Source organism: Streptomyces javensis, from assembly GCF_039525925.1.
In the GTDB taxonomy this organism is placed as follows: Bacteria; Actinomycetota; Actinomycetes; order Streptomycetales; family Streptomycetaceae; genus Streptomyces; species Streptomyces asiaticus.
The window spans coordinates 1-26,914 of record NZ_BAAAIF010000066.1; the positions used below are offsets into that span (position 1 = coordinate 1).

21 protein-coding genes and 1 pseudogene are annotated in these 26,914 nt (G+C 71.7%); 10 read left to right on the top strand and 12 right to left on the bottom strand.

All coding sequences use genetic code 11. From position 1 onward, the window contains the following. The coding region (locus ABD329_RS37755; protein WP_486388707.1) for a [protein-PII] uridylyltransferase family protein at window positions 1-1,401 on the top strand (1,401 nt) is incomplete at its 5' end. A gap of 36 nt (window positions 1,402-1,437) precedes the next feature. On the opposite strand, the gene ABD329_RS37760 is transcribed toward ABD329_RS37755, so the two are convergent. From ABD329_RS37760 to ABD329_RS37770, 3 genes are all read right to left on the bottom strand, one after another. Next, on the bottom strand, window positions 1,438-2,655 hold the full coding sequence (locus tag ABD329_RS37760) for a hypothetical protein (RefSeq protein ID WP_198281756.1): 1,218 nt from the start codon (window positions 2,653-2,655) through the stop codon (window positions 1,438-1,440). Continuing rightward, window positions 2,652-3,758 carry a hypothetical protein gene (locus ABD329_RS37765; protein ID WP_198281755.1) on the bottom strand — a complete coding sequence of 369 codons (1,107 nt, stop codon included), beginning with the start codon at window positions 3,756-3,758 and terminating at the stop codon, window positions 2,652-2,654. The genes ABD329_RS37760 and ABD329_RS37765 overlap by 4 nt, the downstream gene beginning before the upstream one ends. Window positions 3,759-3,841: 83 nt before the next feature. After that, a complete protein-coding gene (locus tag ABD329_RS37770) occupies window positions 3,842-4,162 on the bottom strand; it encodes a PNPOx family protein (RefSeq protein ID WP_214665728.1) in 321 nt (106 codons plus the stop codon). Window positions 4,163-5,126: 964 nt separating this feature from the next. On the opposite strand from ABD329_RS37770, the gene ABD329_RS37775 reads away from it, so the two are divergent. After that, a complete protein-coding gene (locus ABD329_RS37775; RefSeq protein WP_198281793.1) occupies window positions 5,127-5,672 on the top strand; it encodes a DinB family protein in 546 nt (181 codons plus the stop codon). Window positions 5,673-5,694: 22 nt separating this feature from the next. On the opposite strand, the gene ABD329_RS37780 is transcribed toward ABD329_RS37775, so the two are convergent. From ABD329_RS37780 to ABD329_RS37815, 8 genes are all read right to left on the bottom strand, one after another. Continuing rightward, a complete protein-coding gene (locus tag ABD329_RS37780) occupies window positions 5,695-6,399 on the bottom strand; it encodes an MBL fold metallo-hydrolase (RefSeq protein ID WP_198281792.1) in 705 nt (234 codons plus the stop codon). Between the two features lie 67 nt (window positions 6,400-6,466). Continuing rightward, window positions 6,467-7,393 (bottom strand): aminoglycoside phosphotransferase family protein, encoded by a 927-nt coding sequence (locus ABD329_RS37785; protein WP_198281791.1) that lies wholly within the window; start codon window positions 7,391-7,393, stop codon window positions 6,467-6,469. After that, window positions 7,393-8,070 (bottom strand): helix-turn-helix transcriptional regulator, encoded by a 678-nt coding sequence (locus tag ABD329_RS37790; protein ID WP_198281790.1) that lies wholly within the window; start codon window positions 8,068-8,070, stop codon window positions 7,393-7,395. Before ABD329_RS37790 ends, ABD329_RS37785 begins: the two co-directional genes overlap by 1 nt. After that, complete coding sequence (locus ABD329_RS37795; RefSeq protein WP_344317571.1) at window positions 8,067-9,209, bottom strand: threonine synthase; 1,143 nt, start codon at window positions 9,207-9,209, stop codon at window positions 8,067-8,069. Before ABD329_RS37795 ends, ABD329_RS37790 begins: the two co-directional genes overlap by 4 nt. Window positions 9,210-9,294: 85 nt before the next feature. Then, on the bottom strand, window positions 9,295-10,209 hold the full coding sequence (locus ABD329_RS37800) for an HAD family hydrolase (protein ID WP_198282005.1): 915 nt from the start codon (window positions 10,207-10,209) through the stop codon (window positions 9,295-9,297). A 141-nt stretch (window positions 10,210-10,350) separates the two neighbouring features. After that, the gene (locus ABD329_RS37805; RefSeq protein WP_198282004.1) at window positions 10,351-11,199 is read right to left on the bottom strand and encodes a phosphatase PAP2 family protein; all 849 of its coding nucleotides are present in this window, start codon (window positions 11,197-11,199) and stop codon (window positions 10,351-10,353) included. 461 nt (window positions 11,200-11,660) lie between these two features. Continuing rightward, window positions 11,661-12,713: a LacI family DNA-binding transcriptional regulator gene (locus ABD329_RS37810; RefSeq protein WP_198280851.1), complete on the bottom strand. Its 1,053-nt coding sequence runs from the start codon at window positions 12,711-12,713 to the stop codon at window positions 11,661-11,663. Between the two features lie 25 nt (window positions 12,714-12,738). Then, on the bottom strand, window positions 12,739-14,409 hold the full coding sequence (locus tag ABD329_RS37815; RefSeq protein ID WP_198280850.1) for a glycoside hydrolase family 13 protein: 1,671 nt from the start codon (window positions 14,407-14,409) through the stop codon (window positions 12,739-12,741). A 263-nt stretch (window positions 14,410-14,672) separates the two neighbouring features. On the opposite strand from ABD329_RS37815, the gene ABD329_RS37820 reads away from it, so the two are divergent. The 4 genes from ABD329_RS37820 (at window position 14,673) to ABD329_RS37835 (ending at window position 19,028) form a co-directional block, all read left to right on the top strand. Next, window positions 14,673-15,950, top strand: a complete 1,278-nt coding sequence (locus tag ABD329_RS37820; protein ID WP_198280849.1) for an extracellular solute-binding protein — start codon at window positions 14,673-14,675, stop codon at window positions 15,948-15,950. 11 nt (window positions 15,951-15,961) lie between these two features. Next, window positions 15,962-16,984 carry a carbohydrate ABC transporter permease gene (locus ABD329_RS37825; RefSeq protein WP_198280848.1) on the top strand — a complete coding sequence of 341 codons (1,023 nt, stop codon included), beginning with the start codon at window positions 15,962-15,964 and terminating at the stop codon, window positions 16,982-16,984. A gap of 2 nt (window positions 16,985-16,986) precedes the next feature. Then, window positions 16,987-17,817, top strand: a complete 831-nt coding sequence (locus tag ABD329_RS37830; protein WP_198280847.1) for a sugar ABC transporter permease — start codon at window positions 16,987-16,989, stop codon at window positions 17,815-17,817. A gap of 116 nt (window positions 17,818-17,933) precedes the next feature. After that, a complete protein-coding gene (locus tag ABD329_RS37835) occupies window positions 17,934-19,028 on the top strand; it encodes a LacI family DNA-binding transcriptional regulator (RefSeq protein ID WP_198280991.1) in 1,095 nt (364 codons plus the stop codon). Here ABD329_RS37835 and ABD329_RS37840 read toward each other — a convergent pair. Continuing rightward, a complete protein-coding gene (locus ABD329_RS37840) occupies window positions 19,004-20,467 on the bottom strand; it encodes an AAA-type ATPase lid domain-containing protein (RefSeq protein WP_309142906.1) in 1,464 nt (487 codons plus the stop codon). The two genes, ABD329_RS37835 and ABD329_RS37840, sit on opposite strands and share 25 nt — an antisense overlap. A gap of 236 nt (window positions 20,468-20,703) precedes the next feature. On the opposite strand from ABD329_RS37840, the gene ABD329_RS37845 reads away from it, so the two are divergent. From ABD329_RS37845 to pulA, 4 genes and pseudogenes are all read left to right on the top strand, one after another. After that, window positions 20,704-21,729, top strand: a complete 1,026-nt coding sequence (locus ABD329_RS37845) for an NAD(P)-dependent alcohol dehydrogenase (RefSeq protein ID WP_198280992.1) — start codon at window positions 20,704-20,706, stop codon at window positions 21,727-21,729. A gap of 71 nt (window positions 21,730-21,800) precedes the next feature. Beyond that, window positions 21,801-22,133, top strand: coding sequence for a putative quinol monooxygenase (locus ABD329_RS37850; protein ID WP_198280993.1), 333 nt, complete (start codon window positions 21,801-21,803; stop codon window positions 22,131-22,133). A gap of 268 nt (window positions 22,134-22,401) precedes the next feature. Then, window positions 22,402-23,790, top strand: coding sequence for an alpha-amylase (locus tag ABD329_RS37855; RefSeq protein ID WP_344317572.1), 1,389 nt, complete (start codon window positions 22,402-22,404; stop codon window positions 23,788-23,790). Window positions 23,791-24,281: 491 nt separating this feature from the next. Beyond that, window positions 24,282-26,822, top strand: a pseudogene (gene pulA, locus ABD329_RS37860) (pullulanase-type alpha-1,6-glucosidase); the annotation flags it as partial. Between the last annotated feature and the right edge of the window lie 92 nt (window positions 26,823-26,914).

Genomic DNA, 26,914 nt, shown 5'->3' on the forward strand with positions numbered 1-26,914 from the left:
CGGGTGCTCTCCGCCGGGCGGCTCGCCCCCGATCTGCTGCTGCGCGCCCCCGAGGCGGTCGCCCTGCTCGGCGACCCGGAGGGGCTGCGCCCGCGCGGCCGGGCCCATCTGGAGCAGGAGGTGCTGGCCGCGGTCGGCCGCGCGGCCGGCGCCGAGCAGGCGGTCGCGGCGGCGCGCGGAGTGCGGCGGCGCGAGATGTTCCGTACGGCGGCCGCGGACATCATCGAGAGCGCCCGGCTGGCCAACGGCGAGGTGCGTCCGACCGTGAGCTGGCCGCCGTCGGGCGATCAGACGCCGGGCCGGGCCACCGGGGCGGCCGCCCCCGTACCGGCCAAGGCGCCCGAGGTCCCCAGCGCCCTGCGGGACTCCGAACCCCATGTGCCGGCCCGGCCCGCCGCCCCCGCCGCCGAACCGCCCGTGAACGACGCGATGCTGATCGACATGGTCGGCGACGCCCTCTCCGATCTGAACGCCGCGACCCTCGCCGGGGCCCTGCGCGCCGCCGTCCGCGACACGTGGGGCGATGAGCTGCCCACCCGTTTCGCCGTCATCGGCCTCGGCCGCTTCGGCGGCCATGAGCTCAGCTACGGCTCGGACGCCGATGTGCTCTTCGTCCACGAGCCGCGCGAGGGCGCCGACGACCAGGAGGCCGCCCGCGCCGCCTTCGCCGTGGCCAACGAGATGCGACGGCTGCTCCAGCTCCCCACCGTGGACCCGCCCCTGCTCATCGACGCCGATCTGCGCCCCGAGGGCAAGTCCGGGCCACTGGTGCGCTCCCTCGCCTCGTACGCCGCCTACTACCGCCGCTGGTCGCTGGTCTGGGAGAGCCAGGCGCTGCTGCGCGCCGAGCCGGTCGCGGGCGACCCCGACCTCGGCGCACGCTTCATCGAACTGATCGACCCGTTGCGGTATCCGGCCGAGGGGCTGGGCGAGGACGCGATCCGCGAGATCCGGCGGCTCAAGGCCCGGATGGAGTCCGAGCGGCTGCCGCGCGGGGCCGACCCCACCACCCACGCCAAGCTGGGCCGTGGCGGGCTCAGTGACGTCGAGTGGACCGTCCAGCTGCTCCAGATGCGCCACGGCTGGGCCGAGCCCGGGCTGCGCACCACCCGCACCCGTGAGGCCCTGGCCGCCGCCCACGCCGCCGAGCTGATCTCCACCGAGGACGCCCAGACCCTCGACGAGGCGTGGATCCTCGCCAGCCGCGTCCGCAACGCCGTCATGCTCGTCCGCGGCCGCCCCGGCGACACCTTCCCGTCGGACGTCCGCGAACTGGCCGCCGTGGGCCGCTACTTGGGTTACGGCCCCGGCCACGTCGGCGAGATGCTGGAGGACTACCGCCGCACCACCCGCCGGGCGCGGGCGGTGGTGGAGCGGCTCTTCTACGACTACGAGAGCTGACCGCGCGCGGTGCCGCGGCCCCGCGCGCGACCCAGGTCAGCCGGCCGCGGGCAGGGTGACGCGCAGTGGGCCGCAGCCGATCCGGTCGGCCTCCGCGGCCACATAGCGGGGGAGGATCGTACGGATGTCGCCGGGGTGGTCGCCGTTCTCCGCCCGGACCAGGAAGGTGACCTGGCCGGTCTGGCACTCGGCCTGGAACAGCCCCATGTCGTCGCGGACGAAACCGTATCCGTCCTGCTCACCGGCGCTTACCCGGCCCTTGGCGCCGTCCCGGGAGAGCCTGTCGTAGAGCATCGCGAGCCGGGGGTCCTCGATCGTCATCAGCCGCAGCTGGGGGTGGCCGAAGAGCACATCGCGGTCGCAGGTGCGCACCGGCCCTTCGCCCCGGGTCACCACGGTGCCGCCCATCGCCTCGTGCTTGTACGCGGCCGGGAGCGGCACCCCCTTGACGTCGCACATCGCGTCCTTCTTCTCGTCCAGGAACCGCGGCGGCCCGGACATCCGGCGCACCGGGTCGGCGATCTCGCTCGTGCATCCCTTGTCGGCCATGTAGTGGTTGACCAGCTTGACCACGGCGCGGGCGAGCGCGTCGCGGGCCTCGGTGTCCACCTCGTCGTCGTAGACGGTCCAGCCGGTCTCCATGTCGATCACGGTGGGGCCGCCGGTGGCGTCCAGCCGGCTCGGCCTGCCGATGCAGCCGTCGGGCACCGCCAGCCAGGCCCGGGTGTCGGAGGCCATGCCCAGCAGTCCGTCGCCCAGCGGGGTGAGCCGCGCGGACAGGAACTCATCGGCCCACCGGTCGCCCGCGCCGCCGAACCCGGAGTCCAGCCGGTGCGCCTCGACCGTGATCCGCCGCCCGCGCGGCGACGTCAGACGGCACTCGCCCGAGGGGCCCTCGGTGCCGATGCGATCGGTGGAGATGGGCACCTCGGAGCTCTCGATGTCCCGCTTGCCGTCGAACAGCGCCGCGACGTCGTCCCGGCTGAACGCCCCCCAGCAGGCCCGGTCGTCCGCGAACGGACCCGCCTCGGCCCGCCAGGCCACCCCGGCGCCACCGAGCAGCGCTCCCACGACGGCTCCGACCACGGCCGTGATCACGCCCAGCCGGGGCCGGCTGCGGGCCAGGCGCTGCCAGTGCCACATGGGGCGGCGCCGCTCGTGCAGCGGCACGCGGGTGCCGTTCTCGTTGGGTGTGTTGTTGCTCTCGTTGCTCTTGTTGTTCTCTTCGTTCTCTTTGTTCTCGGAGTCGTTCATCGGCTGGAACCCCCAGGTGCGACGGGCGCGCAACCGACGCGTCGCGCCACGGCGTTGGCGAAGGCGGCGAAGTACGGAGTCGTCTCGTGCAGGGAGGGGGCGAGCATCAGCACGGTGAGCGGGCGCCCCGCGCAGCCGGCCCGTACGACCTTGTAGTCGTTGGCGAAGACCCCCGTACCGCGCCAGCCGCGCGCCGGTGCCTTGCTGCCCGTGGCCCCGTCGAACAGCGCGGAGAGCCGTGGCTGGGCCACCATCAGGGCGTCGAAGTACCGGCCCTCGCCGTGCTGCGTCCGCACCGAACAGGACTGGAGATCATCGGTGACCGCTCCGACCTGGTACTCCAGATCGCGGGCCTCCTTCTTGCCGAACTCCAGGCCCCTGATCCGGCAGGCCCGGGTGAAGAAGTCCTCGTCCTCCTCGGGCAGTGTGGGCATCGGCGAGACCGCCTCGAGCGGCTTGGCCGGGGCGCAACCCGCCTTCTCCATCGCGTGGTTGGCCGCCGCGACGAGCAACCGGGCCACGGACTGGGAGCCGCCGAGCCCCGCGTCGCCCGGCACGGTGGAGTCGCTGTAGACGGACCGCGCCGTCGAGTCGAGCGTGACCGCGGTCGGCCGCCCGTCCTCGGTGTCGCATCCCTTGGGCAGCACCAACAGGGCGTGACGGCCGTCGGTCGCGCCCGGCAGCCCGTCGGGCAGCGGCATCGCCCGGTCGCCGAGGTAGCCGCCGATCCACTCCATGCGCTTCGCGGCGTCCTCGGGCGCGGGGCCGTAGGTGACCGTGATCTCGGTCTCCTCCACGACCTTGCCGCCGTCGCTGCTGTCCGCGCGCTCGGAGTGGAGCGCCACGGTGCACCGCCCGCGCTGCCGCCCCGGTGTCGGCACGGTCTCCTTGGACGTACGGCTGGCGTTGTCCTCGTCCAGCGCGTCGCCGCTCAGGAAGTCCGGCCCGCTCTCCTCTTTCCACGCGCCCCAGCAGTAGGTGTCTTTCCCGTCGAACGGCCAGGTGTCCGTGGCCCAGGTCCCGACCCCGGCCGTCACCAGCACCACCATGGCGCCACCGACCAGAACGGCACGGCGGCGCGCGCCGCCCATCAGCTGTTTCATTGATGACCTTCCCCCGTGTGGCCGTCGATCCTACTCAGCGGCTCCGCGCATGATGTGAAGGGGGCATGGCAAATCTGCGGACGTCAGCGGCTGTTCGCGGCGGGCGGGTGGTCGAGCCGCACGCTGATGGTGACGCGTCCCTTGCCGTCCACCCGGGCCACCGCGTGCCCGGTCCGCTCGCTCCCGTCCAGATCCAGCGATATCGGCCAGCCCTCACCGGTGAAGTTCCGCCACCAGAGCTTGCGTTCGGGCAGGGCGACGGCGATCGTGACGCCGTCGGCGACGCGCCGATAGCCGACCGGCGTACTGAAGGTGCGCCCAGAGCGCCGTCCCGTGTACGTGACGACCGTGAGCCGCCCGCTCACCCACCGCCCCCACCGGGGAGAGGCGCGCAGCCCGACCATCCAGGCATTGAACCGGCCGGTGACTCGCTTCGGAAGCGGCCCTTTGTACCGCACACCATCCTCCAGACGCCGAGGGACAGGGGAGCTGTGACGTCACGGTAGCTCCGTGGGAAGCACCCACTGGTCCCGCGGCTCCGAAGTGAGAGAGAAGGACCCCGGGCTCTCTCGTGTACGTGGCGCTCCAGCGTATTGACCGCTCATGAACTGGCCCCGCTGACCTGGAACCACACCGCCTTCCCGGGACCCGGTCCGTGGTGGCAGACACCCCAGTCGGTGGCCGAGCTGCCGATGATGAGCAGCCCTCGGCCGCTCTCGGCCCCTGGGCATGTCCTGTTGGCGCAAGTCGAGTTTGCGGGGCGATTTCGACCATCTGTCGGGGAGCGTGTGACCGTCGTGGCCGCGTGCCTGTGCTGGGGCCGGTGGTGCGGTGCGGGTTTCGTCTCGCGCCTTCGGCGCCATTGAGCATGGGGGGCGGGGGATGGGGGCGCGGGCCTCGCCGCCGGGTGACGGGCCGGTGGGGGTGGGCCCCGGTGACGGCTTCTGCGGTCCTGGGCCGGGACCCGGCCGGACTGACGGCCCCTCCGGGTACCCCTCTCAAAAACGCTTGATCTGAAGCAACTAATTTGTCAAAGGTTTTCCAGGGGGTACCCCACCCCCGGCGGTCCGGCATCGGCACAAGCCCCTGAACACGGGAGCCGCCACCGGCCCCGCCACCCACGGCCCGCCGCCCGGCGACGAAAGCGCGAGCCCGGCACCCTCGGCCTCATGCCCAAAGGCGCCGAAGGCGCGAGACGAAACCGTCAGTCGCCCGACGGCTCCCAGACCGCCCAGCCCTGGGCGAAAAGCCCACGCGCTGGTGTTCGCCGTGTTTCCGATTCTCGCGGAATTGAGGACAGTAGTTGTCCGCAGTGACTCCTACTGTCGTTCTTGACCGAGGAACACGGACCAACCGAAGGCGGAGATCATGACCGAGACCCCGAGCCTGAGCGAGTCGGCGACCCTCACCGGCGAGCGTGCCGACCTGCTGCGGACGCTGAACAAGCAGCGGCACTTCCTGCGCTTCACCACCCGCGATCTCACCGACGAGCAGGCCGGGCTGCGCACCACCGTCAGCGCACTGTGCCTGGGCGGCCTGGTGAAGCACGTCGCCGCGGTGGAGCGGGGCTGGGTGGACTTCATCCTGGACGGCCCGTCGGCCATGCCCGACTTCACCGCCATGACCGAGGCCGACTTCGCCAAGCGGGCTGACGAGTTCCGGCTGCTGCCCGGCGAGACGCTGGCTGGCGTACTGGCCGAGTACGCGGCGGTGGCCCACCGGACCGACGAGCTGATCGCCGCCCTGCCCGACCTGGACGCGACCCAGCCGCTGCCGGAGGCGCCGTGGTTCGAGTCCGGCGCACGCTGGTCGGCCCGTCAGGTGCTGCTGCACATCATCGCCGAGACCGCGCAGCACGCCGGGCACGCCGACATCATTCGCGAGTCCCTGGACGGCGCCAAGACCATGGGGTGAACGGGAAGTTGGGACGAGACCGTCAGCCGTCCGACGGCTCCCAGACAGCGCAGTCGTGGGCGAAGAGGACGCGGCGGGGGTCGAAGTCGGTAAGGCGGTCCAGCCAGGGCCGGTACGGCGGAAGGGGCTGCGTCACGCCATCGAGGGCCGCCCTGCGGGCCAGGTGGTCCGAGGCGAACTCGGAGCCGAAGTCATGCGCCTGACCGGCGAGGATCACCGTGCCGTCGGGCTGGCGGACGACCAGTGATTGATGGCCGTCGGTGTGTCCGGGGGTCGGGATGATGTGGACACCCGGCCAGATCTCGGCCTCCCCGGCGAGTTCCTCGTACGTGGCGCCGGGGAAGTCCAGCAGCTCGTCGAACGTATAGCCGCCTCCGCGTGCGGTGGCCAACTCCACGTCCTGGACCAGGATCGGCCTGCCGCCCAGCAGGGGGTTGCCGCCGCAGTGGTCGAAGTGGAGGTGGCAGTTCACGACGAGGGAGACGTCCGCGAGAGCGACCCCGGCCGCTGCCAGCGCCTCCGGCAGGGCGCGGCGGCGGGGGCGGTAGTGCGCCTCGGTCTCGGGGTCGGCGGCGCCGATACCGGTGTCGAAGAGGACCAGCCCACGGTCGTGGCGTACGAGGTAGGCGAGTACGGGTTCGACCCGTGGCTCCGGTCCGCCGGTTTCGACGGCGGGGCGGACGAAGTAGCCGAGGTCGAGGCGGCGCACGGAGGTGTCGTTGGCCATCCCGCCATGGTGGCGCGGCGCGCGGCGCGCCCGCCCGGCGGTTTGCCGAGAGCAGACCGGAACCCGCCTAACGGTGGTTCAGCAGGGCCGTGGCGATGGTGACCTGGGCCGGTTCCAGGGTGGCCTTGCCGTCTTCGATGTCCCAGAGGGCGTTCTGGAGGACGCGGCCGAGGGTCCAGCCGGTGGCCCGGCGCCGGTCCAGGTCGAGGGCCTCGGTCAGCAGGTCGAAGCGGCGGAGCACCGCGCGGGTGGGGTCGCCGGAGGCCAGGACCTCGTCCCAGCGGTTGTCCAGCGCCGGGAGGAGTTCGAAGCCGGGGTCGCCGGTGAGCGGTTCGGGGTCGATGGCCAGCCAGGGCTCGCGCTGGCCGGCGAGGATGTTGTCGTAGTGCAGATCCCAGTGCAGCAGCCGGTCTCCGGGCTCGTCGAGGAGTTCGGCCACGGCGGAGGCGCAGACGCGGACCAGCCGCCGTTCGGCCGGGTCGCGCAGGGCCGGTACGGCGCCGGGCGTCTGCTCGAGCATGGCGGCGGCGATGTCGGACAGCCGGCGCAGGCCGCCGGGGGCGGGTACCGAGGTCAGCCGGGCCAGCAGGTCGGCCAGGACGCGCATCGCGGCGGTGTCGTCGGGCAGCGAGGAGAGCGGACGGGACGCGTCCAGCCGCTCCAGCAGCATGGTGCCCGTGTCCGGGTCGTGGTCGAGCAGGAGCACCACGCCGTTGCCGTTCCAGGTCCGCAGGCCCAGCGGGGCGCCCTCGGACTCCTCCCTGACCTGCTGGAGCTTCAGGACCGAGGGTGTTCCGTCCGCGCCGGTCACCGGGAGGACGAGCGATGCCATGCCATGGGCGGCGGCACCGGCCGGGCGTAGATCCCAGCGGTCGAGGAAGTCCGCGGCCAGCCGGGGCAGCTCGGCGAGCCAGGCGCGGCCGGCGGCGTCGTGTTCGGCGAACGACGCGGAGAAGGCTTCGGGGACGTCGATGCGGCGGATCGGCGGGGTCATCAGGGGCGGTCTCCGGCGTCGGGCGAGCGCAGGTAGTTGTAGACCGTGGCGCGGGAGACCCCCAGCAGCTCCGTGACCACCTGGACCGAGTGCTTCACCTGGAGGTAGCCGCTGGTCTTGAGGGTGCGGACGAGTTCCTTCTTGGCCGGGGTGCCCAGGCTGCGCGGGGTCTGGCCGCGGGCGGCGGCGAATTCCTCGATGACGGTGCGCAGCTCCGCGGCGGTGCGGGCGCGGAGGGTCTCGGTGAGCGGCTGCTCCTGCTCATCGGTCCGTACGAGGTTGGTGAGGCTGCGGGCGACGCTCGCGAAGAGGGAGACGTCCAGGTTGAGGCAGATGGCGGCGACGTACTGGCCCGCGCTGTTCTTGATGCCGATCGAGGTGCTCTTGGCCGGGCGGCCGTCCGGGAAGCGGTTGGCGTAGTTCTGGACGATGTCGGGGAAGCCGGGGTCCCGCATCCGGGCCAGGCCCAGCTCGGTGGCGGGCTGGCCCACCTCGCGGCCGGAGAGATTGCTCTCGATGGCGCGGATGGACTGGTCGGGGTTGCGCAGATCGTGGAGGACCACCTCGCACAGCCCGGGGAACATCCGGCCGATGGCGACCACGATCTTCTCGGCCTCGCGGAGCAGCAGCTCGTCCTCGGGGGTCCCCGTCGTCTCCTGAACGCTCTCCTCTGTCATCCGAAGAGCTCCGTCATCGTCGGCGTCGCCTTGAGGCCCGAGCCGGTCAGCAGCACCACCGTGGTCTCGCCGGGGCGGATCGCGCCCCGGTCGCGGAAGACCTCGATCGCCGCGGCCGCCGTCGCGCTGGTCGGCTCCGCGTACAGCCCCATCGCGGCCAGCCGGCGGACCGCCGTGGCGATCGCGTCCTCGGGGATGGCCGCCATGTCGCCGTCCGAGCGGCGGATGGCGCGCAGCACCTCGGGGAAGCGGACGGGCTCGCGGATGGCCGTGCCCTCGGCGATGGTCGGGGCGTGGAGAGACGGCACGGGCGTCTCGGTGCCCGCGCGGAACGCGGCGTGCAGCGGGGCGCAGTGGGCGGGCTGGGCCACCAGCAGCCGGGGGCGGCGGGCGATCTGACCCGCGGCGAGCAGCTCGGAGAAGCCGAGGTCGCAGCCGAGCACGGTGCTGCCCGCGCCCGCCACGGTCACCACGGCGTCCGGCGCGGTGAAGCCCAGGTCCTCCCACAGCTCGTACGCCAGGGTCTTGGTGCCCTGGAGGAAGAAGGGGTGCCAGTTGTGGCTGGCGTAGTACGTATGGGCCGACTGGCGCAGCGCCTCCGCCGCCGCGGCGTCCCGGTCGCCCGGGACCAGCTGGACCTCGGCGCCGTAGGCCCGGCTCTGGAGGACCTTCGCGGGGGAGGTGGTGGCGGGGGCGAGGATCCGGGCCCGGATGCCGGCGGCGGCGCAGTACGCCGAGACGGAGGCCCCGCCGTTGCCGGAGCTGTCCTCGATGACCTCCGGTACGCCCCGCTGGGCGAGGAGCGAGATCATCACGCTGGTGCCGCGGTCCTTGAAGCTGCCGGTGGGGCTGAACCACTCCAGCTTGAAGAGGATCCGATCCTCCCCCCAGCTCTTCTCGACCAGCGGGGTGCACCCTTCTCCCAGTGACACCGGGGCGTCGATGCGCACCGGGAGGGCCGCTCGGTAGCGCCACAGTGACCGGGCCCCGGTGTCCACCTGCTCGCGAGTGATGCCGGGCAGTGCGGAGACGGTGAGGGGAGCCCCGTCATCGCCGCACCAGCGAGGGTCGTCGATCGGGTACGTGGCGCCGGAGCGCTCGTCGACGTAGCGGGGTTCGGATCGTGGTTCGGCTCGCACGTTGGATATTTTGTTTAGTTGTGTATATCCCGTCAAGGGAGAAGTGGGCTGCTCGAGCTCACCGCGAGTGCCGTGCGAGAGCGGCTCAAGGGTGGGCGAACAGCCGTTCCAGCACCACCGCGACCCCGTCGTCCTCGTTGGCCGGTGCCACCTCGTCGGCCACCGCCTTCAGATCCGGGTGGGCGTTGCCCATCGCGACCCCGTACCCGGCCCAGCCCAGCAGCGGGATGTCATTGGGCATGTCGCCGAACGCGATCGTCTCGGCGGGGGTGAACCCCATACGGTCGGCGGCCAGTTGGAGCCCCACCGACTTGTCCGTCCCGGCCGGGAGCACCTCGATCATGCCCTTCTCGGAGTGGGTCACCGCCACCTCGCCCGCGCCCACCCGCTCCGCGGTCGCCGCCACCAGCCCGTCCGGCACCGTCCGGTGGCACATCAGCACCTTCTCGATCGGTGCCGCCCACAGCTCCGCCCGCTCGGCCAGCCCCCACTCCGGGCGCCTCCGGTCGGTGAAGCCGGCGGTCACGACGAAGCGGTTCTCGGGCGCCGCGGTCACCACGGCGAGCTCCAGCGGCCCCGCGCCCAGTGCCTCCTCGGTGCGCTCCACCACCGACCGGGCCAGCTCCCGGTCCAGCGATGCCGAGACCAGCAGCCGGTCCGCGGAGGCGTCGTACAGCTGCGCGCCCTGTCCGCACACCGCGAGCCCCCGGTAACCGATCGCCACCAGGAACTCCCGGCAGGACGCGGCCGGGCGCCCGGTGACCACCAGATGCCGCGCCCCGGCGGCCCGGACCAGGGTCAGCGCCGCACAGTTGCGCGGTGAGACCGTCAGATCCCCGCGCAGCAGGGTGCCGTCGAGGTCGGTGGCCACCAGCGGGAAGCGGGGCCGCCCGGCGGTACGGGGCCGGGGGAGCGGTACGCCCGGGGACCCGGAGGCGGATACGGACGTGGATACAGAAGTAGCGGCAGCGGCAGCGGTGGCGGCGTCGGCGGTGTGCACGGTGGCCGGTGGTCCCTTTCGTCACGCTCATCGTGCTCATTCCGCGTCGATCAGCGCGACACATGGAGCCCCTGAACCATGTCGACGTGTGAACTCATGTCGACCTTGCGGAACAGAGAATGGCGGCTCCGCCGGGGACGATCAAACCGTGCAGATCACGGCCACCTGCTTCGGCAGCCGGTACGGCAGCGAGCCGTACCACGCGCATGACAGCGCGAAGCCGAAGGAGAGACAGATGATCCCGCCGACCGCGTCCATCCAGAAGTGGTTGGCGGTGGCGACGATCACCAGCAGCGTGGCCGAGGGGTAGAGCAGCCCCAGCGCCTTCACCCACATCGGACGGGCCAGTGTCGCGATGGTCAGACCGCACCACAGCGACCAGCCGATGTGCATCGAGGGCATCGCCGCGTACTGGTTCGACATGTCGGCGAGGTTGCCCGAGGCCATCGAGCCCCAGGTGTTGTGCACCACCACGGTGTCGATGAAGCGGCCGCCGCTCATCAGCCGGGGCGGGGCCAGCGGGAAGAAGTAGTAGCCGAGCAGGGCCACACCCGTGGTCGCGAAGAGCGCCAGCCGGGTGGCGGCGTAACGGCCCGGATGCCAGTGGTAAAGCCACACCAGCACGCCGAGCGTCACGATGAAGTGGAGCGTGGCGTAGTAGTAGTTCATGCCCACGATCAGCCAGCTGACCGAGTCGATCGCATGGTTGACGCCCCGCTCGAAGGCCATTCCGAGCCGGTGCTCCCAGTCCCAGATCGAGCTCGCGTTGCGCAGCGCCTCCGGCCGCTGCTCCGGGACGGCGTTGCGGATCAGCGAATAAGTCCAGTAACTGACGGCGATGAGGACGATCTCGAACCAGAGCCGGGGCCTTCTGGGGGTACGCAACCGGTCCATCAGGGTGAGGCCCGGCGCCCGCTCCGCGTCGGTGTCCGCGATGGGTGCCGGGGTGGCTGTTCGGCCTGCCGAGGTCCTGATCGTCGCTCCACCCATAGGGCAACAGTCTGCCAGACGACGTCCACCCGCAGATCATCCACGGCATCGGGTCTTCGTTGCTTATGTCCTGGTCCGGGGGGTCCTCCAAGGGGCGTATGCCCTATACGTCCACCGGGTGCCGGGCCACTGGACGAGGACCCCGGACGGGGGCTTTCCCCTACCCGCCCCTTCCCACAACTGGGGCTCCGCCCCAGACCCCGCTCCTCAAGCGCCGGAGGGGCTGGATGGTGGGGCTTCGTCCCGGGTCCGGGTTCTCAGGCGCCGGAGGGGCTGGATGGTGGGGCTTCGTCCCGGGTCCGGGTTCTCAGGCGCCGGAGGGGCTGGAAGGTGGGGCTTCGCCCCTGGGCCCGGGGGTCTGGGGCGGAGCCCCCCACCGGCGGAGCCGCATATCGTCAGGTGCCGGGAAGGGGCGGGTAGGGGAACAGCCCGCCGCAGGCGTCAACACCCGCCGGACACCCCTAGGCCGCACCCCCGGCCGACCGGCTCCGCGCCTCCACGCCGTGCGCCGAGGCCGTGGAGCCACGCACCACCAGTTCGGGCAGGAAGACGAACTCGCTGGGCGGAGCCGGGGTGCCGCCGATTTCCTCCAGCAGCGCCCGCACCGCCGCCTGCCCCATCGACTGCACCGGTTTACGGATCGTGGTCAGCGGCGGATCGGTGAAGGCGATCAGCGGGGAGTCGTCGAAGCCGACCACCGAGATGTCCTGTGGGACCGCAAGACCCTTCTGCCGGGCCGCCCGGATGGCACCCAGCGCCATCATGTCGCTCGCGCAGACCACCGCCGTACAGCCCCGCTCGATCAGCGCGGTCGCCGCCGCCTGGCCGCCCTCCAGGGTGTAGAGCGAATGCTGGATCAGCTCCTCGGACTCGGCCGGGGAGAGCCCCAGCCGGTCCCGCATCGCCTGCTGAAAGCCTTCGATCTTGCGCAGTACGGGCACGAATCGCTTCGGCCCGAGGGCGAGACCGATCCGGGTGTGTCCGAGCGAGACCAGATGGGTGACCGCCAGCCCCATCGCCGCTCGGTCGTCCGGGGAGATGAACGGCGCCCGCACCTGCGGCGCGAAGCCGTCCACCAGCACGAACGGCACACCCTGGCCGCGCAGCTGGTCATAGCGCTGCATATCGGCCGAGGTGTCCGCGTGCAGCCCGGAGACGAAGATGATCCCGGCCACCCCCCGGTCCACCAGCATCTCGGTCAGCTCGTCCTCGGTCGAGCCGCCGGGGGTCTGGGTGGCCAGCACCGGGGTGTAGCCCTGCCGGGTGAGCGCCTGCCCGATGACCTGGGCGAGCGCGGGGAAGATCGGGTTCTCCAGCTCGGGCGTGATCAGTCCCACCAGTCCGGCGCTGCGCTGCCGCAGCCGTACCGGCCGCTCATAGCCGAGGACGTCCAGAGCGGCGAGGACGGACTCGCGGGTGGCCGCGGCCACCCCCGGCCTGCCATTGAGGACGCGGCTGACGGTGGCTTCGCTGACCCCCGCCTGGGCTGCGATGTCAGCAAGCCGTGCGGTCATGGAGTGGGACTGTACCGGTCGCGTGTCAGATTGCCCACCACGCGCACGAATCAGGCGGAATGCACACGGTTCCGGCCCTGTACGTCAGCGGCGCCGACGACAGCAGCGCACGCCCCGGAACCGGCAGTTCGACCTCCTTGCCGAGCGTGTTGAGCGTGCACACCAGGCCGGGCCGGGACAGCGCGAGCACCCCCGCCGGGGCGTCCAGCCAGCTCATCGGAGTGTCCCCGAGGCCCGGCAGCTCACGGCGGAGCGCGAGCGCGTCCCGGTACAGCTCCAGTGTGGAGCCGGGGTCGCCGGTCTGCGCCTCGACGGACAGCTCGGACCAGGTCTCCGGCTGGGGCAGCCAGCTGCCGCCGGGGCCGAAGCCGTAGGAGTCGCCGGAGCGGGTCCAGGGCAGCGGCACCCGGCAGCCGTCGCGGAAGCCGTCCTGACCGTCCTGGCCCTCCTGCCCGTCGGCGGAGGTACGGAAGAAGGCCGGGTCCTGGCGCAGCTCGTCCGGCAGCTCGGTCACCTCGGGCAGGCCCAGCTCCTCGCCCTGGTAGAGATAGGCCGAGCCGGGCAGCGCCAGGATGAGCAGGGCCGCGGCACGGGCGCGGGCGAGCCCCCGCGCCGGGCCGCCACCGGGTCCGTCGGCGTAGCGGGTGGTGTGCCGGACCACGTCGTGGTTGGAGAGCACCCAGGTGGTGGGGGCGCCGACGGAGGCGGTGGCGGCGAGCGAGTCGTCGATCACCTCGCGCATCGCGGCCGCGTCCCACGGGCACTTCAGGAACTGGAAGTTGAACGCCTGGTGCAGCTCGTCGGGGCGTACGTAGAGGGCCAGCCGCTCGGAGGTGGGCGCCCACGCCTCGGCGACGCCGATCCGGTCACCGGGGTAGGAGTCCAGCAGCCGCCGCCAGGAGCGGTGGATCTCGTGCACCCCGTCCTGGTCGAAGAACGGCAGCACCTGGGAGCCGATCAGCTTGGCCTGTTCGGTGCGGCCGATGTCGGGCAGCCCGGCGGCCTTGACCATGCCGTGGGCGACATCGATACGGAAGCCGTCCACGCCCAGATCCAGCCAGAAGCGCAGCACCGAGTCGAACTCCGCACGGACCTCGGCGGAGTCCCAGTTGAGGTCGGGCTGCTGGGGGGCGAAGAGGTGCAGATACCACTCGCCGGGGGTGCCGTCCGGACCGGTGGTACGGGTCCAGGCGGGCCCGCCGAAGACCGACTCCCAGTCGTTCGGCGGCAGTTCGCCGTGGGCGCCGCGGCCGGGGCGGAAGTGGTAGCGGGCGCGGGCCGCGCCGCCGGGCCGGTCGGCCAGCGCCTCGCGGAACCACGGGTGCTGGTCCGAGCTGTGGTTCGGGACGACGTCCACGATCACCTTCAGCCCCAGCTCATGGGCGGTGCGCACCAGGTCGTCCGCGTCGCCGAGGGTGCCGAAGAGCGGGTCCACGGCGCGGTAGTCCGCCACGTCATAGCCGCCGTCGGCCTGCGGGGAGGCGTAGAAGGGGGTCAGCCAGACGGCGTCCACACCCAGCCCGGCGAGGTGCGGCAGCCGCTCCCGCGCCCCGCGCAGATCGCCGATCCCGTCGCCGTCGCTGTCGGCGAAGGACCGTACGTACACCTGGTAGATGACGGCGTCGCGCCACCATCCGTGGCCTTCGGACGGCCGCGCCGGCTCGGTGGCAAGGGAGGTCGTGAGCTCCTGGGTCATGGCGCGAACGTAACAGCTCTGCAATGCCTTGCGGAAGAGCTTGCAGGGTGCGCTGGTGCCCTTCGGGGGTGCTCCGGTCGTGCTGTGGGCGTATGTCAAGCGCCGGAACGGGAGCGGAGCGGCTACCGCGGGGACACGCGGACGTAACGATGCCCAAGCGCCTTGCAGAAATTTGCCGCAAGGTCTTTCGGCGGGCTTGCGGCCCTGTTACGTTCCTCCGCAACTTGGGGCCGCGAGGGAGCGGCCGGCTTGGAGGAGTTCAGATGCGACGTGGCATAGCGGCCACCGCACTCGTCGCGGCCATGGCGCTCGCGGCGACGGCGTGCGGCGGTGACGACGGCGGCAGCGGCGACAAGAAGTCCGGCGGTCATCTCTCCGGCACCGTGACGTACTGGGACACGTCGAACGACGCGGAGAAGGGCACGTACAAGGAACTCGCCCTGGGCTTCGAGAAGAAGCACCCCGACGTCAAGGTCAACTACGTCAACGTGCCCTTCGGTGAGGCGCTGGCCAAGTTCAAGAACGCCGCGGGCTCCGGCGGCTCCGGCGCGCCCGATGTGCTGCGCACCGAGGTGGCCTGGACCCAGGACCTCGCCAACATCGGCTATCTCGCCCCGCTGGACGGCACCCCCGCGCTCGCCGACCAGTCCGACTATCTGCCCAAGGCGCTCGCGGGCGCCAAGTTCAAGGGCAAGACCTACGCCGTACCGCAGGTCATCGACACCCTCGGCCTCTTCTACAACAAGAAGATGCTGAAGGACGCCGGGGTCCAGCCGCCCAAGGACTGGACCGAGCTCAAGGCCGCCGCCAAGAAGATCAAGGAGAAGACCGGCAAGACCGGCCTCTATCTGCGTGGCGACGACGCCTACTGGTACCTGCCCTTCATCTACGGCGAGGGCGGCGACCTCCTCGACACCGGCGCCAAGAAGGTCACCGTCGACGACGAGCCCGGCATCAAGGCGTTCGCGGCCGCCCGCGACCTGGTCACCTCCAAGGCGGCGGAGACCGACGCCACCGACGGCTGGGACAACATGCAGAACGCCATCAAGAACGGCGACGTCGCGATGACGATCAACGGGCCGTGGGCGATCGAGGACACCCTGGCGGGCAAGGCGTTCAAGGACAAGTCCAACCTCGGGGTGGTCCCGGTCCCGGCCGGCAGCAAGGGCCAGGGCGCCCCGCAGGGCGGCCAGAACCTCACCGTCTACGCCGGGTCGAAGAACCTGGACGCCTCCTACGCCTTCGCGCAGTACATGAGCTCGGCCCAGGTGCAGGCCAAGACCACCGAGAAGCTCTCCCTGCTGCCCACCCGCACCTCCGTCTACTCCATCAAGACGGTCGCGGCGAACCCCAATGTGAAGTTCTTCAAGGCCGCCGTCGACAAGGCCGTCGAGCGCCCCTGGATCCCCGAGGGCAACAGCCTCTTCCAGGCGATCCTGGTGCAGTTCCCGGGCGTCCTCACCGGCAAGACCTCGCCTGAGAAGGCCGCGAAGTCGGTCGGTGACGCGTACCGCAAGCTCCTCAAGGGCGACTGGAAGTAGGGCCGACGACGATGGCTGTCGACACCAGCCCGGCCATGGACCCGGCCGCGGGCGCGAAGGGCGCCCGCGGCCGGGGCGGCCGGGTCCACAAGGCGGGCACCCCACCGCCGCGCCGGATCCGCAACGCGCTCGCCCGCCACTGGTACGCCTGGGCCATGGTCGCGCCCGTCGTGCTCGTCATCGGGCTGATCATCGGCTATCCGCTGGTCCGCGGCGTCTATCTGTCGCTGACCGACGCCAACGAGGCCAATGTCGAGCGCACCATCGGGATCAACCACATCCCCGCCACCTACCAGACCGTCGGCCTCGACAACTTCCGGGCGATCCTCGAGGACCAGGTCTTCTGGGACCGGCTGAGCTGGACCGTCACCTGGACCGTCAGCTGTGTGGCGCTCACCTTCGCGATCGGCCTGGGCCTGGCCGTGCTGCTCAACCGGCGGTTCGCCGGGCGCACCCTCTACCGGTCGCTGCTGATCCTGCCCTGGGCCGTCCCCGCCTTCGTCTCCGTCTTCGCCTGGCGGCTGCTCTACAACGAGAAGAACGGCATCCTCAACAAGGTGCTGCACGGCGGCGGGATCGACGCGGTGCCCTGGCTGAACGACCCCACCATGGCCAAGGTCTCGGTGATCGCCGTGAACATCTGGCTCGGGGTGCCGTTCATGCTGGTCGCGCTGCTCGGCGGGCTCCAGTCCATCCCCGGTGAGCTGTACGAGGCCGCCGAGATGGACGGGGCGAGCCCCTGGCAGCGGTTCCGCCACATCACCCTGCCCGGGCTGCGCTCGGTCAGCTCCACCGTGATCCTGCTGTCGACCATCTGGACGTTCAACATGTTCCCGGTGATCTTCCTGCTGACCCGCGGCGGACCCGGCGACTCCACCGAGATCCTGGTGACGTACGCCTACCGGCTCTCCTTCGTCAACAGCCCGCGCGACTTCGCCGGCGCCTCGGCATGGGGTGTGCTGATCCTGCTCATCCTCATGCTCTTCGCGGTGATCTACCGCCGTTCGCTCCGCAAGCAGGGAGAGGTGTGGTAGCCATGCGCGACCAACGACGCGGCCCGCTCGCCTCCGTAGGGCTGCACACCACGCTCGTCATCGCCTCCGCGGTCGCGGTCTTCCCGCCGCTGTGGCTGGTGGTGACCTCGTTCAAGCCCAAGACCGAGGCGTTCAGCACCGATGTGGTGAAGGACCCGACGCTGCGGAACTACCAACACGTCCTGGGCGACACCGAGTTCCTGACCTGGTTCGGCAACTCGCTGTTCATCGTGGTCATCACCACGCTCCTGGGCGTCTTCGTCGCGGCCACCACCGGCTACGCCGTCAGCCGCTTCCGGTTCCCCGGGATGCGCCCGCTGATGTGGCTGCTGCTGATCACCCAGATGTTCCCGGTGGCCATCCTCATCGTGCCGCTGTACAACATCATGTCGACGCTGGGCTGGCTCAACCAGCCGATCTCGCTCATCGTCACCTACCTCACCGTGGCCGTGCCGTTCTGCGCCTGGATGATGAAGGGCTTCTTCGACACCATCCCGGTGGAGATCGACGAATCGGGCCGGGTCGACGGGCTCAACCCCTTCGGGACCTTCTGGCGGCTGGTCGTCCCGCTGGCCAAGCCGGGGCTCGCGGTGACGGCGTTCTACACCTTCATCACCGCCTGGGCCGAGGTGGCCTACGCCTCCGCCTTTATGACGGGGGAGGAGAACCTCACGCTCGCGGCGGGGCTCCAGACCTTCGTCAACCAGTACACCTCCGACTGGGGTTCCATGACGGCCGCGGCCGTCATGATCGCCATCCCGGCGGCGCTGGTGTTCTCCTGGGCCCAGCGCCATCTGGTGGCGGGGCTCACGGCCGGGGCGACCAAGTCGTGACGGGTTCGGTGGCGGGGGGTCCGCTGGCGGCGGGCGCACGGGAGGCGGGCCCATCTCCGGTGGGTTCACCCGGGGCGGGCCCATCCCCAGTGGCACCGGCGGCGGGCCCATCCCCGGTGGGCCCGCCGGGGGCGCCGCCGCGGCTCGCCGATATCGCCGCCCAGGCCAAGGTCAGCGAGGCCACCGTCAGCCGGGTGCTCAACGGCAAGGCGGGCGTGGCGGCCACCACCCGGCAACGGGTGCTCGCCGCGCTCGACGTCCTCGGCTACGAACGGCCGGTACGGCTGCGGCGGCGCAGCGCCGGGCTGGTCGGCCTGGTCATCCCGGAGCTGACCAACCCGGTCTTCCCCGCCTTCGCCCAGATCATCGAGCAGGTGCTGGCCGGTCATGGCTACACCCCGATCCTGTGCACCCAGATGCCCGGCGGCGCGACCGAGGACGAGTTGGTGGAGCAGTTGGAGGAGCGCGATGTGGCGGGCATCGTCTTCATGTCCGGACTGCACGCCGACACCACGGCCGACCCCGCCCGCTATGCCCGGCTGGCCGGGCGCAAGGTGCCGTTCGTGCTGATCAACGGCTACCACGAGCAGATCCAGGCCACGTTCGTCTCGCCCGACGACCGGGCGGCGGCGCGGATGGCCGTCCGCCACCTGACCGCGCTCGGCCACCACCGGATCGGCCTCGCGGTGGGGCCCGCCCGCTATGTCCCCGCGCTGCGCAAGGTCGAGGGATTCCTCTCGGCGAGCGCGGAACTGCTGGGCCGACCGGCGGACGAGGCACGGGAGTTGGTGCGGCATACGCTCTTCAGCGTCGAGGGCGGGCAGGTGGCGGCGGCCACGCTGCTTGACCAGGGCTGTACGGGCATCGTGTGCGGCAGCGATCTGATGGCGCTCGGGGTGATCCGGGAGGCGGCCCGGCGCGGGCTGCGGGTGCCGCACGATGTGTCGGTGGTCGGCTTCGACGACTCCCCGCTGATCGCCTTCACCGATCCGCCGCTGACCACCGTCCGCCAGCCGGTGCAGTCGATGGCGACGGCGGCGGTGGGGGCGCTGCTGGAGGAGATGGCCGGAAACCCGGTCCAGCACACGGAGTTCGTCTTCCAGCCGGACCTGGTCGTGCGTGGCTCCACGGCGCAGGCACCGCCGACCGGTCAGGCGCCGCTGACCGGTCAGGCGTCGCCGACCGGTCAGGGGCCGGCGCCCCTTCGCTGACCGGGCACCCGGATGCCGTAGCGGGCCATCTTGCGGTAGACGGTGGCGCGGCCCATGCCCATCTTCGCCGCCGCCTGCGCCACCGTCGTGCCCGGTTCGGTCAGACAGCGCACGATCTCGTCCCGTTCGAGGAGCTGAAGCCGGGTCAGCTGGCCGCTCGAGCCGGTGAACACCTCGGCCGGGAGGTGACGGGTGTCGATCACGTCCGTCCTCGACGCCGCCTCACACACCACCCGGCGCAGCTGTCCGACGTTCTCGGGCCAGTCGTAGGACGTCAGCGCGCGGGCCGCCGCGGGCGTGAACGTCACCGTGGGCCCGCGGTGCCGCCCCGCGAAGTGGCGGGCCAGCGGCAGGATGTCGTCGGGACGGAAGCGCAGGGCGGGCACCTCGACCACGGTGTCGACCAGTGGCCTCAGCACGTCCGGGATCGCGGAGTACCGTTGGGCCGTCACCGCGAACGGCGGCAGCCGCCCGGCCCCCTCCCCGGCCACCCGGCGCGCCTCGTCGAACAGCCGGGCCAGCTCGGTGGCCGCCCACGCCGGCAGCCGGTCCACCCCGGAGACGAGGACGCAGGTGCTGTCCTTGCCCAGCTCGGGGGCCCACAGAGCCAGCCACGCGGCGACGTCGCCGGGCGCGGGTGCGCGGGCGCTGAGCAGGCGTTCCCGCGCCCCGGTCTGCCGACGGGCGGTGGCGGCCAGTGCGGCCTTCCCCGCTCCCGGTTCACCGACCACCGCGACGATCCGTCCGCGGACCGAGGCCGTGCGCGCGGCTGCAACGGCGTCCGTCCAGCCGGGGGAGAGCGCCTGGTGGGTGTGGTCGTGCTGGTGGTACCGGTCGGCATACACGCGGAACACCTCGCCCCGGGGGGACGGCGGGACCCTCCGGCCGGTCCCTCGGGCCAGCATGAGCGCCGCCGTGTTCCCGGCGGCGGCTTGCGCGAGGGCCAGCAACAGCTTCGAGGACGAGTCGGACCAGGTGGTGAGGTTGACGCTGCCGACGAGCCCACCGGTCCCCGGGTCGAGCACCGGTGCCGCGGCACAGGTGTATCCCCGCAGGCCGGCGCAGTAGTGCTCGTCCGCTCTCACCAGTGAGGGAACCCGGTCCGTCAGGGCCAGGCCGAGCCCGTTGGTGCCCACGTCGCGTTCGGCGAAGGAGAAACCGGGTGCCAGATGGACCCGGTCTAGGGACCGGCTGATCGAGGCGTCGTCGCACACCCGGCACAGCACCAGGCCGTCGCTGTCGGCGATCATCATGCTGACCGCCTCGTTGGCGAGCGTGTCCCGCAGGCCCCGCAGCACTTCATGGCCGCACTCGTAGAACAGGGAGGCCGTGTCCACCGAACCGGTGAACACCGGCCGCATCTCCTCCGGCGACAGACCGTAGCGCCGGCTGCGCTGCCACGATGCCAGCAGGCGCGGGGCCAGGCGGTGGCTGTCCACTTCGACCTCCGTAAGGACACGGCGACCGTGGTCACGGTACTGCCGACCGGGACCGCCCAGCGACGCGAGTGTCTCGAAGTGAGACACCCGGCACTCGCTGACGTGCGTCAACGCTGCCTAGCGTGCCTCTTCGAAGGGCGCGGCCGCCCCGGGGCCGGTCAGTTTCCCCGCGCGGGGTACTCGCGCGCCACCGTCCCGGAGGAACGCGCCACCATCCCCAGGAAGGAGAACACTCGATGAAGGCAGTCCAGGTCGTGGGCTACGGCCAGAGCCCGCGCATGGCCGACGTACCGCATCCGGAGATCACCGGCCCGTACGACGTGATCGTCAAGGTCGGCGGGGCGGGCGTGTGCCGCACCGATCTCCACATCCTCGAAGGACAGTGGGCGGACAAGTCCGGGGTGAGCCTGCCCTACACCATCGGGCACGAGAACGCCGGCTGGGTCCATGCGGTCGGCAGCGCGGTCACCAACGTCGCCGAGGGCGACAAGGTCATCGTGCACCCCCTGATCACCTGCGGTCTGTGCCCGGCCTGCCGGGCCGGCGACGACGTCCACTGCGGGCAGAGCCTCTTCCCCGGAATCGACACCCACGGCGGCTACGCCGAGTACCTGAAGACCTCGGCCCGCAGCGTCGTGAAGCTCGACGGCTCCCTCGAGCCCGCCGACGTGGCCGCGCTCGCCGACGCGGGGCTCACCGCCTATCACGCGGCGGCCAAGGCCGCCGGCCGGCTGCGCCCCGGGACCAGGTGCGTGATCATCGGCGCGGGAGGGCTCGGACACATCGGCGTACAGGTGCTGAAGGCCATCACGGCCGCCGAACTCATCGTGGTCGACCGCAACCCCGACGCGGTGGAGCTGGCCGTCTCCATCGGCGCCGACCACGGGGTCGTGGCAAGCGGGGACCAGGTCGAGGAAGTGCTGGAGCTGACGGGCGGGCAGGGCGCCGAGGCGGTCGTCGACTTCGTCGGCGAAGGCGGCGCGACCCGGGACGGCGTCGGCATGCTGCGCCGCGCGGGCGACTACCACGTGGTGGGGTACGGAGAGAACCTCGACATCCCGACGATCGACATCATCTCCGCCGAGATCAATTTCATCGGCAACCTCGTCGGTTCCTACACCGACCTGTGCGAGTTGATGGTGCTCGCCGCACAGGACCGCGTGCGCCTGCACACCACCACGTACCCCCTGGACCGTTTCCAGGAAGCCCTGGACGACCTCGATGCCGGCCGGATCCGCGGACGCGCCGTTCTCGTCCCCTGACCGCCGATCCCGTAACCCGGCCGGTCGCCCATCGGGGAACCGGCTGATCGCCACCGACGAAAGGCTTATCGATGATCTTCATCACCGCGAAGTTCCATGTGCTGCCCGAGGACGCGGACCGCTGGCCCGAGATCGCGGCCGACTTCACCCGGGACACCCGCGCCGAGCCGGGGTGCCTGTGGTTCGACTGGTCCCGCAGCGTGGAGGACCCGGGCGAATACGTTCTGGTCGAGGCGTTCCGCGACGAGGAGGCCGGCGCGGCACACGTCAACTCGCCGCACTTCCGGGCCGCGCAGCGGACACTGCCGCCGCACCTGGTGGAGACGCCGCGGATCGTCAATATGAACGTGCCCCAGGAAGATTGGTCCCTCCTCGGGGAAATGTCCGTCGCGGCCCGGGACTGACGCTCCGTCCCCCGAACCGATCCGACCGGCCGGGCGCGTGGGGCCCGTTGACCGGGCCCCCGGCCGGCCGGATCGGAGAACGTGGTTGAACGTAACACCGCCGCAATTGCTTGCGAAAGGTCTTGCAACAACAAAAACTCGCGAGTACGGTCCCGTCACCACCCCACCACTGACGTCTTGCAGCAAGAACCTTCAACTGGCCTTACGGGCATGGCGCGTTGCCGTACGAGGCTCGATCGGCACCCCGAACTCCCCCCACGGAGGAACGATGGCCAGCAGCCGCATCCCCCTCGCCACCGCGCTCGCCCTCGCGGCGAGCGCGGTGACGCTCGTCGCACTGCCCCAGACCGCGCGGGCGACACCGCCCGGCACCAAGGACGTCACCGCCGAACTCTTCGAGTGGAAGTACGACTCCGTCGCCAAGGAGTGCACCAGCACCCTGGGCCCCGCCGGATACGGCTATGTCGAGGTGTCCCCGGCCACCGAGCACATCCAGGGCGGCCAGTGGTGGACCTCCTACCAGCCCGTCAGCTACAAGATCGCGGGGCGGCTCGGTGACCGCAGCGCCTTCAAGAACATGGTCGACGCCTGCAACGCCGCGGGCGTGAAGGTGGTGGCCGACGCCGTCATCAACCACATGTCCGCCGGATCCGGCACCGGCACCGGCGGTTCCTCGTACACCAAGTACGACTACCCCGGGATCTACCAGCCCCAGGACATGGACGACTGCACCGCGCAGATCAGCAACTACCAGGACCGCTGGAACGTACAGCACTGCGAGCTGGTGGGCCTCGCCGACCTGGACACCGGTGAGGAGTACGTCCGGACCCGGCTCGCGCAGTACCTCGACGACCTGCTCTCGCTCGGCGTGGACGGCTTCCGCGTCGACGGCGCCAAGCACATACCGGCGGACGATCTGGCCGCCATAAAGAGCAAGTTGAGCGCCCCGGGCGTCTACTGGAAGCAGGAGGTCATCTACGGCGAGGGCGAGGCGGTCTCCCCGACGGAGTATCTGCGCAACGGCGATGTGCAGGAATTCCGCTACGGCCGTGACCTCAAGCGGGTGTTCCAGGGCGAGAAGCTCGCGTATCTGAAGAACTTCGGCGAGGGCTGGGGCTATATGGCCAGCGGCCAGTCCGGTGTCTTCGTCGACAACTGGGACACCGAGCGCAACGGCTCGACCCTCACCTACCGAGACGGCGCCGACTACACCCTGGCCAACGTCTTCATGCTGGCCTGGCCGTACGGCTCCCCGGACGTCCACTCCGGCTACGAGTTCAGCGACGACGACGCGGGCCCGCCGAACGGCGGCGCGGTGGGCGCCTGCTACCAGGACGGCTGGAAGTGCCAGCACAAATGGCCCGAGATCATGAGCATGGTCGCCTTCCGCAACACGGCCCGGGGCGCCTCGGTGACCAACTGGTGGGACAACGGCAACAACGCCATCGCGTTCGGACGCGGCGACAAGGCGTACGTGGCCATCAACCACGAGAGCGGCTCCCTGACCCGCACCTTCCAGACCTCGCTCCCGGCGGGCGGCTACTGCGACGTCCAGAGCGGCAAGTCCGTCACGGTCGACTCCTCGGGCCAGTTCACGGCCACGCTGGGCGCGAACACGGCGGTGGCGCTGCACTCGGGCGCGGGTAGCTGCGGGTAGGCCGCCGCCTTCACCGGTGGGCCCGGAGGCAAGGGGCTCCGCCCCCTGCCCCTGCCCCTGCCCCGGGGCAGGGGCAGGGGCAGGGGTTCCGGCTTGGACCCTGGGCTGCGCCCCCGCCCCGGACCCCGGGTTCCCCCTCGGGCTCCGCCCCTGCCCGGGCATCGCACCGGGCGCCGTCCCGGGCTGCGCCTCTGCCCCGGGCACCGGGTACCGCCCCGGGCACCGGGGTACCGCCCCGGGCACCGTCCCTGCCTCGGGCACCGTCCCGACGTCCGTCCCACTCCGCGGGCGGGGCCGGGTGGCCCCGCCCCGCCCGGGGACGTGGACGCGGAGCCCACATCCACACCACACCTCAAGGAGCCACCAGCCCCGTGAAACCCCCGAGAGCCACCCTCTTCCGCACCGCCGCCGCGCTCGCCACCCTGGCGCTGGGCGCTGCGGCCGTGCCCGCCGTCTCGCAGACCGCCCGGGCCACGGCAGCGACCGCCGCCACCGCCGAGGCGCAGTGGATCGACCGCGCCACCGTCGTCTGGAAGGTCGAGCACACCGCCGCGACCGCCGAGGAGTTGCGCTCCGCGGCCGGTGGCACCCTGCGGCTGGCCCCGTCCGCCCTGACCGACGCCCAGAAGGCCGCCTACCCGCACCTGGCCGACCGCCCCGCCTATCGGCTCGACCCGCGCGACCGCGACAAGGCCGCCACGGCGCTGCGCGGCCCGCTCACCGCCGTCCAGCGCGCGGCCGACGACCGCGACCACGTACTGCACCGCACCGGGGTGCAGATCCCCGGCGTCCTGGACGACCTCTACGCCGGCCGGGCGCGCCGGGCCCGTCTCGGCCCGGTCTTCCACGGCGGCCGTCCCACCCTCTCCGTCTGGGCGCCGACCGCCCAAGACGTCTCGCTCGACCTCGACGGGCGCACCGTCGCCATGCGGCGGGACCCCGGCAGCGGGGTGTGGAGCGTGACCGGGAGCCCCGGCTGGCGGGACAAGCCGTACCGCTACCGGGTCCGGGTCTGGGCGCCGAGCGTCGGGAAGACCGTCACCAACGAGGTCACCGACCCCTACTCCACCGCCCTGACCGCCGACTCCGCCCGCAGCCTGGTCACCGATCTGGCCGATCCCCGGCTCGCCCCCGCCGGCTGGGCGTCGCTGAAGAAGCCCAAGGCCGTCCCGCTGCGCGACGCCCGGATCCAGGAGCTCCAGATCCGAGACTTCTCCATCGCGGACCGCACCAGCGCCCACCCCGGCCAGTACCTCGCCTTCACCGACCGCGGCTCGGACGGGATGCGCCACCTCACGCGGCTGGCCCGCTCCGGCACCTCGTACGTCCACCTCCTGCCCGCCTTCGACTTCGGCACCGTCCCGGAGCGGCGGTCCGACCAGGCCCGGCCCGGCTGCGATCTGGCCGCCCTGCCCGCCGACTCCGACCAGCAGCAGAAGTGCGTGGCCGGGACGGCGGACAGGGACGGCTACAACTGGGGCTACGACCCGCTGCACTACACCGTGCCGGAGGGGTCTTACGCGAGCGACCCGGACGGCCCGGCCCGCACCCGTGAGTTCCGGCGGATGGTGCAGGGGCTGGCCCACGCCGGGCTGCGCACCGTCATGGACGTGGTCTACAACCACACCGTGGCCGCGGGGCAGGACTCCGAGTCGGTGCTCGACCGCATCGTGCCCGGCTACTACCAGCGGCTGCTGGACGACGGCGGCGTGGCCACCTCCACCTGCTGCCCCGGCACCGCGCCCGAGCACGCGATGATGGGCAAGCTGGTGGTGGACTCGATCGTCACCTGGGCCAGGCAGTACAAGGTCGACGGCTTCCGCTTCGACCTCATGGGCCACCACCCCAAGGCCAACATCCTGGCCGTACGCAAGGCCCTCGACGCCCTGACCCCCGCCAAGGACGGGGTGGACGGGAAGTCGATCATCCTCTACGGCGAGGGCTGGAACTTCGGCGAGGCGGCCGACGACGCCCGCTTCGTCCAGGCCACCCAGCGCAACATGGCCGGCACCGGCATCGCCACCTTCAGCGACCGGGCGCGGGACGCGGTGCGCGGCGGCGGGCCGTTCGACGAGGACCCCCGCGTCCAGGGCTTCGCCTCCGGGCTCTTCACCGACCCCAACGGCTCACCGGCCAACGGCGGCCGGGACGAGCAGCGGGCCCGACTACTGCACGCCCAGGACCTGATCAAGGTCGGGCTCTCCGGCAACCTCGCCGACTACACCTTCACCGACACCGGCGGGCGCCGGGTCAAGGGGTCCGAGGTCGACTACAACGGCTCCCCGGCCGGTTACGCCGCCGCCCCCGGCGACGCGCTCGCCTACGCCGACGCCCATGACAACGAGACCCTGTACGACGCGCTCGCCTACAAGCTCCCCACCACCACCTCGGCCGCCGACCGGGCCAGGGCGCAGGTGGTGGCCCTGGCCACCGCCACCCTCTCCCAGGGGCCGGCGCTCAGTCAGGCGGGCAGCGATCTGCTGCGTTCGAAGTCGCTGGACCGCAACTCCTTCGACAGCGGGGACTGGTTCAACGCCATCCATTGGGACTGCGCGTCCGGAAACGGCTTCGGCCGGGGGCTGCCCCCAGCGGCGGACAACGAGTCCAAGTGGCCTTACGCCAAGCCCCTGTTGACCGATGCGTTGGCTCGCCCCGGCTGTTCCGAGATCACGGGTGCCTCGGCGGCCTACCGGGATCTGCTGCGGATCCGTACCACCGAAAAGGTGTTCGGCCAGACCACGGCGGAGGGGGTGCAGCGGGCGCTGTCCTTCCCGCTGTCCGGGACCGGGGAGACCCCGGGCGTCATCACCATGCGGCTCGGCCCGCTTGTCGTGGTCTTCAACGCGACCCCGTCCCGGCAGTCGCAGACCGTCCCCACCCTGGCCGGGGCCCCGTACGCCCTCCACCCGGTCCAGGCGCGGGGCGCCGACGCCACGGTGCGGACGTCCGGCTACGAGCGCGCGACCGGCACCTTCACCGTGCCCGGCCGCACGGTGGCCGTCTTCCGGGCGTCCGGGGCCGTCGGGCGCTGAACAGATCGACGGCAGGTCGGGGCACGTCCGGCGGATCGTGGCGCCTGCGGCGGGCTGCTCCCCTCCCCGCCCCTTCCCGAAACTGGGGCTCC

Bases quoted from the DNA above. Each gene is read 5' to 3' on its own strand.
- ABD329_RS37760 (WP_198281756.1), bottom strand. From the start codon at position 2,655: ATGAACGACTCCGAGAACAAAGAGAACGAAGAGAACAACAAGAGCAAC.
- ABD329_RS37765 (WP_198281755.1), bottom strand. From the start codon at position 3,758: ATGAAACAGCTGATGGGCGGCGCGCGCCGCCGTGCCGTTCTGGTCGGT.
- ABD329_RS37770 (WP_214665728.1), bottom strand. From the start codon at position 4,162: ATGGTCGGGCTGCGCGCCTCTCCCCGGTGGGGGCGGTGGGTGAGCGGG.
- ABD329_RS37775 (WP_198281793.1), top strand. From the start codon at position 5,127: ATGACCGAGACCCCGAGCCTGAGCGAGTCGGCGACCCTCACCGGCGAG.
- ABD329_RS37780 (WP_198281792.1), bottom strand. From the start codon at position 6,399: ATGGCCAACGACACCTCCGTGCGCCGCCTCGACCTCGGCTACTTCGTC.
- ABD329_RS37785 (WP_198281791.1), bottom strand. From the start codon at position 7,393: ATGACCCCGCCGATCCGCCGCATCGACGTCCCCGAAGCCTTCTCCGCG.
- ABD329_RS37790 (WP_198281790.1), bottom strand. From the start codon at position 8,070: ATGACAGAGGAGAGCGTTCAGGAGACGACGGGGACCCCCGAGGACGAG.
- ABD329_RS37805 (WP_198282004.1), bottom strand. From the start codon at position 11,199: ATGGGTGGAGCGACGATCAGGACCTCGGCAGGCCGAACAGCCACCCCG.
- ABD329_RS37810 (WP_198280851.1), bottom strand. From the start codon at position 12,713: ATGACCGCACGGCTTGCTGACATCGCAGCCCAGGCGGGGGTCAGCGAA.
- ABD329_RS37815 (WP_198280850.1), bottom strand. From the start codon at position 14,409: ATGACCCAGGAGCTCACGACCTCCCTTGCCACCGAGCCGGCGCGGCCG.
- ABD329_RS37820 (WP_198280849.1), top strand. From the start codon at position 14,673: ATGCGACGTGGCATAGCGGCCACCGCACTCGTCGCGGCCATGGCGCTC.
- ABD329_RS37825 (WP_198280848.1), top strand. From the start codon at position 15,962: ATGGCTGTCGACACCAGCCCGGCCATGGACCCGGCCGCGGGCGCGAAG.
- ABD329_RS37830 (WP_198280847.1), top strand. From the start codon at position 16,987: ATGCGCGACCAACGACGCGGCCCGCTCGCCTCCGTAGGGCTGCACACC.
- ABD329_RS37845 (WP_198280992.1), top strand. From the start codon at position 20,704: ATGAAGGCAGTCCAGGTCGTGGGCTACGGCCAGAGCCCGCGCATGGCC.
- ABD329_RS37850 (WP_198280993.1), top strand. From the start codon at position 21,801: ATGATCTTCATCACCGCGAAGTTCCATGTGCTGCCCGAGGACGCGGAC.
- ABD329_RS37855 (WP_344317572.1), top strand. From the start codon at position 22,402: ATGGCCAGCAGCCGCATCCCCCTCGCCACCGCGCTCGCCCTCGCGGCG.